This window comes from Mesorhizobium sp. M7A.F.Ca.CA.003.01.2.1, from assembly GCF_003998945.1.
Lineage (GTDB): Bacteria > Pseudomonadota > Alphaproteobacteria > Rhizobiales > Rhizobiaceae > Mesorhizobium > Mesorhizobium ciceri.
In genome coordinates, this window is record NZ_RZRA01000427.1 from 1 (window position 1) to 4,655 (window position 4,655).

Sequence of the window (4,655 nt, forward strand, 5' to 3'; positions counted from 1 at the left end):
TGCCTGGGCGCATCGACGACCTCGGTGTCGAGATGGCCTCGAACGAAACGATCAAGCAGGCGGTGATGGCTGGTCTGGGCATCGCCTTCATCTCTGCTCACACCATCGCTGCGGAAACCGAGGCCGGCCGGCTTGTCATCCTCGACGTTGTCGGCATGCCGATCCGCCGACAATGGTTCTCGGTGATGCGAACCGATCACGCAATCTCGCCGGCGATGGCCACATTCAACGATTTCCTGATGCGCAAGGGCGCAATGTACCTGCCCCTTTTCGGAAAGCTGTATCCAGACAAGGCTGGATGACACTGCACGAGCGCAACGGATGAAAGTCCGGTGGAGAACGCCCGCGCTCGTTGGTATTATATAAGCGATATGTTATGTTGCAGTGCGAAAGAGCGGGGGCCACGTCCTTTCACACCGTAAGCGATCTGTATGTGCAACCCCTGCAGACTGTTCGGAACTCTCCCGGGTATGGGTTCGGGAATTCGATGGGGAAAAGGGGTAATGCTTTACACACTCGTTATGATGGTCTGCCTGACGGATGGACCGCGGACCTGCGAACAACGCGAGGAAATGGTAGACGGTCTGGCGATGAATCCCGGGACTGCCTTCATGCAGGCGCAGCCGCTGGTGGCAAGGTGGATCGAGACGCATCCCGGTTATTTCGTGCAGCGCTGGCGTGTGCTGCCTGGCAGAGAGTCGTGAGACAGGCGGCCAAGGTCTATTTCTTCACGATGAGCGTTTCCGAGACAGTCTTCGACAACTGGTAAAGCCGCTGCTCGATTATCGTCGGCACATCGCAGACATAAGTCAGCGACTGGACGCGTTCGTTGAAAATTCGCGTCGCGAAATTCAGTTGATCGGTTCGCCGTTCTACTTCGTCCGGATCCGCATCGGCCTTGGCGCGCAGCGCGTCCACTTCGGATGCTTCCTTGCGCAACTGTGCCGCCATTTCCAGCTGTTTGTGGGCATAGCGGGAGATGCCGGAGATCACGTGCGAACGCTCGGCGTCCATGTGATCGAACATTCCCTGCACCAGCATCGTCATTTTGGTTGCGACCTGCTCGGGCGGTAGGGAAGTCGCGAAATCCTTGATCTCCTTCTGGGCTTGTGCAATCGGCGTCCGCCGGGCCGCCACAGCATCGACAAGCGCCGACACGCCTGGATCCTTCGCCCAATCCTTCGCGGTCGCCGGAAGCTCCGGCCCATTCCAGATCTGGCCAAGCGAGAGCTGTGGCACCTTACGCTGCATGCAGGGCCAGTCGGGATCGGTGTTTGCCGCGGCGGCGCCCTCCATCGACGCAAGCGTGGTGACCAGAACCAGAGTGTGAACAAGTCTCATTCGCGCCATCAGGCGTTTCCTCCCATGTCCTGTTTGCGGATCACCAAACCGCGCGAAGGGTCGTATGCGATGATGGCGCCGCCCAGGAACAGCAGCGTGCAGCCGGCGACGACGCCCAGCGACAGCCATTCGATCTGCCCGTAGAAGGCAAAACGGATCAGTTCGACGGCATAGGTGAACGGGTTGCAGAGGCAGATCTTGTAGAGCAGGGGGCTCGCCTCCTGGATGCGCCACAAGGGATACAGCGCCGGAGACGCGAAATAGCCGGGAAAGATGACGAAGTTCATGATGCCGGCGAAGTTTTCAAGCTGCTTGATCAGCGAAGACAAGAGCATGCCGAGCGCGCAAAGCATCATGCCCGACAGGAACAGTGCCGGCAGAACATAGAGATAGCCGAGTGGCGGCGCTTTGACGCCCCACAACCAGGCAACGATCAGGAACGCGTAGACCTGCACGATCGATACGGCCACACCGGCCAGCATCTTCGACACCAGCAGGAACCAGCGCGGAAACGGGCTGACCAGCAGGATGCGCATGTTGCCCATCTCGCGGTCGTAGACCATCGACAGTGAAGACTGCATGCCGGAAAACAGCAGGATCATGCCGCAAAGGCCCGGCGTGATATAGACCTCGTAGAGCACATAGGTCTTGTAGGGCGGGATGATCGACACGCCAAGCACCTGGCGAAAGCCGGCCGCGAAGATGAACAGCCAGACCAGCGGCCGGACCAGCGAGGAAATGAAGCGTTCGCGCTGGTGCAGGAAGCGCAGGCACTCGCGCAGGACGACGCCTTTCAGGCAAATGAGATAGTGGCGCAGGCCGAATGGCTCGGACCGCACCGGCATGATGCCGGCGACCTTTCCGGGCATCGAAGGGGCGCTCATGGCGACGTCTCCGTCATGCCCGCCGCATCGACGCGGCTGAGCTTCGAAAAGGTTTCGCGAATCGAACTTCCGCCGTTCGCACGGATCACATCCGACACCTTGCCGCTGGCGACCAGGTCACCCCGCCGCAGTATGATGACATGGTCGGCGTCTTCGACTTCGTCGATCAGATGCGTGGCCCAGAGCACGCCGATGCCCTCTGCTTGGACGAGCTTGCGGATGGTGGCGAGGATGCCCGCGCGAGATTCGATATCCAGGCCGACGGTCGCCTCGTCAAGCAGGAGCAGGGAAGGTCGGTGCAGCAGCGCCCTGGCGATTTCGATGCGCCGCATCTGACCGCCGGAGAGGCTGCGTGCCTTGTCATGCTGGCGGCCCTGCATGTCGACCGTTTCCAGCAGCGCGGCAATGCGCTGGCGAGCTTCGCGTCCGCCAATGCCATGCAACGAGGCATGGTAGGAGAGATTCTGGTAGACGCTGAGGTCGAGATCGAGCGTGCGTGCCTGGAACACGATGCCGACCCGCCTGAGTGCTTCGCCGGACGCGCGGCGAATGTCATGGCTGAAGATGCGGATCGATCCGTGACGCGTGTCGTAGAGGTGGCTTATCAGTGAGAACAGCGTCGTCTTGCCGGCCCCGTTGAGGCCGAGCAGAACGGTGAAAGTCGCCGGCGCGATCGAGAAGGAGACGTCGTTGAGCGCCCGCTTCTGGCCATAGGAATGGCTGACGGCTCGGACATCGAGCGCCGCCACCTCGTCTCCCGGTCCGCTTGTCCTCATATGCTGCATACCGGATCGCTCCTTCAGGACGCGTTGGCCTATTGGCGCCCCTGATCGCCTTTTGTCTTACTTGATCGTAATCTTGCCCTTCAGTCCCTTGTCGGCAAGGTCGGGAACCGACCAGGTATATTCGCCCGGGCGAACGGTATGGAACTGCACCTGGATCGTTCCCGCGTCGTCGAATTCCAGCCAGGCCGGTCCGCCGTCCATATGCACTTCCAAATCGTTGATGACGATCTGGTCCATCCAGACATTGCGGAAGAGATCGGTCACGAACTTGTACTCGAAACCGCCCTTGGACGTGATCTTCCAGCGATAGCCCTGGCCGGCGATCAGCTCGAAGTCCTTCTGATTGACCGCATAGGTGGAATCGGCCGAACCGATAATCAATTCCGGCAGGTTCTTGCTGGCACGCGACGGTTTTGACGTCGCATCGTCGGCGTTTGCTACGATCGGAGCAAGGACAAATCCGGCGAGCGCGGCGAAGAAAAACCTACGGCAAAGTTTCATGTCTTGAGCCTCCCGATGATCAATGTCTGCTATTTGGGCGAAATGACCACACCCCAGGGCTGCTGGCCCACAGTGAGCGATTGGACCGGCTCGTCGGTGGCCGTGTCGATGAAGGTGATATCGTTGGAATTGCCATTCGTGGTGATCAGCGTTTTCTGGTCGGGCGTGAAGGCCAGATGCCAGACGCGCTGGCCGACGAGGATGTATTTTTCCACCTCATAAGTGTCGGTATTGATCACCGCGACATGGTTCGCCGGGCCGAGCGCGACATAGGCTTTCTTGCCATCGGCGCTGATGGCGATGCCTACCGGCTGGATGGTTTCGGCCCGCAGTCCCTGAATCGCGAACTGGATCTTCTTCACCACTTCGCGTTTGGCGTTGTCGATGACGCTGACGGTGCCGCCGACCTCGGCGCTGACCCAGACCTGCGAGCCGTCGGGCTTGAATTCGGCGAAGCGAGGGCGCGTGTCGACCAGCACATTGTCCGTCACCTCATGCGTGCCGGTGTCGATGAAATGCGCCATGCTGGTGGTTTCCGAGGTGTTGACCATGGTCTTGCCGTCGGGGCTGACACCCATGCCTTCCGGCTCCACGCCGACTGGTATCTCGGCCAGGACCTGCTTGCTTTCGACGTCGATGGCGGTGACGAGATTGTCGTCCTCATTGGCGACATAAAGCGTCTTGCCGTCGGGCGAGAGGACGAACAATTCGGGATCGGGGCCGGATGGCAGCGTACCGACGATTTCAAGTGTCGCGGTGTCGATGATTTGGATCGTGTCGTCATCGCTGGCGCATAGATAGACGAATTTGCCGTCATGCGAGATGGTGATGCCGCGAGGTCTCTGGCCGACTTCGACGGTCTTCACCACCTGCATCGTCGCCGTGTCGACGACGGTCATCGTGTTGTCCTTCTCGTTGGACACGTAAGCCGTATAGGCCGATGCCGGGCTGGCCGTGAAGCCGGCCGCGAGAATGGCGAATGCGCAAGCTCGTTTCTGCACGCAAATTCCTCCCGATTGACTCTACTTGAGAGCGCACTTCGTTTCCGGCTGATCGACACCGAGAGTGTCGAGTTCGGAGACCTGGTGAAGATAGCCCTCCTGTGGCGATGTCGAGACGACCGACTTGGTGTCGCCAAGCAAGA

General features: G+C 60.0%; 7 protein-coding genes. 2 read left to right on the plus strand and 5 right to left on the minus strand.

What is annotated here, in order from left to right; genetic code table 11:
• Both EN969_RS17855 and EN969_RS17860 read left to right on the plus strand, forming a co-directional pair.
• A partial coding sequence (locus tag EN969_RS17855; protein ID WP_245467457.1) for a LysR substrate-binding domain-containing protein occupies nt 1–302 on the plus strand: 302 nt, incomplete at its 5' end.
• A gap of 201 nt (nt 303–503) precedes the next feature.
• Entirely contained in the window at nt 504–704 is a 201-nt protein-coding gene (locus tag EN969_RS17860; protein WP_013532050.1) for a hypothetical protein, read from the plus strand.
• Nucleotides 705–720: 16 nt separating this feature from the next.
• Here EN969_RS17860 and EN969_RS17865 read toward each other — a convergent pair whose 3' ends face one another.
• The 5 genes from EN969_RS17865 to EN969_RS17885 are packed head-to-tail and all read right to left on the minus strand — an operon-like array spanning nt 721 to nt 4,512.
• The gene (locus EN969_RS17865; protein ID WP_244514294.1) at nt 721–1,296 is read right to left on the minus strand and encodes a hypothetical protein; all 576 of its coding nucleotides are present in this window, start codon (nt 1,294–1,296) and stop codon (nt 721–723) included.
• 53 nt (nt 1,297–1,349) lie between these two features.
• Nucleotides 1,350–2,186, minus strand: coding sequence for an ABC transporter permease (locus EN969_RS17870; RefSeq protein ID WP_050580490.1), 837 nt, complete (start codon nt 2,184–2,186; stop codon nt 1,350–1,352).
• A 35-nt stretch (nt 2,187–2,221) separates the two neighbouring features.
• Nucleotides 2,222–3,010 carry an ATP-binding cassette domain-containing protein gene (locus EN969_RS17875; RefSeq protein WP_063167850.1) on the minus strand — a complete coding sequence of 263 codons (789 nt, stop codon included), beginning with the start codon at nt 3,008–3,010 and terminating at the stop codon, nt 2,222–2,224.
• A gap of 57 nt (nt 3,011–3,067) precedes the next feature.
• The gene (locus EN969_RS17880) at nt 3,068–3,511 is read right to left on the minus strand and encodes a hypothetical protein (protein WP_013532046.1); all 444 of its coding nucleotides are present in this window, start codon (nt 3,509–3,511) and stop codon (nt 3,068–3,070) included.
• Between the two features lie 29 nt (nt 3,512–3,540).
• Nucleotides 3,541–4,512 (minus strand): YVTN family beta-propeller repeat protein, encoded by a 972-nt coding sequence (locus tag EN969_RS17885; protein ID WP_013532045.1) that lies wholly within the window; start codon nt 4,510–4,512, stop codon nt 3,541–3,543.
• Nucleotides 4,513–4,655 lie beyond the last annotated feature (143 nt).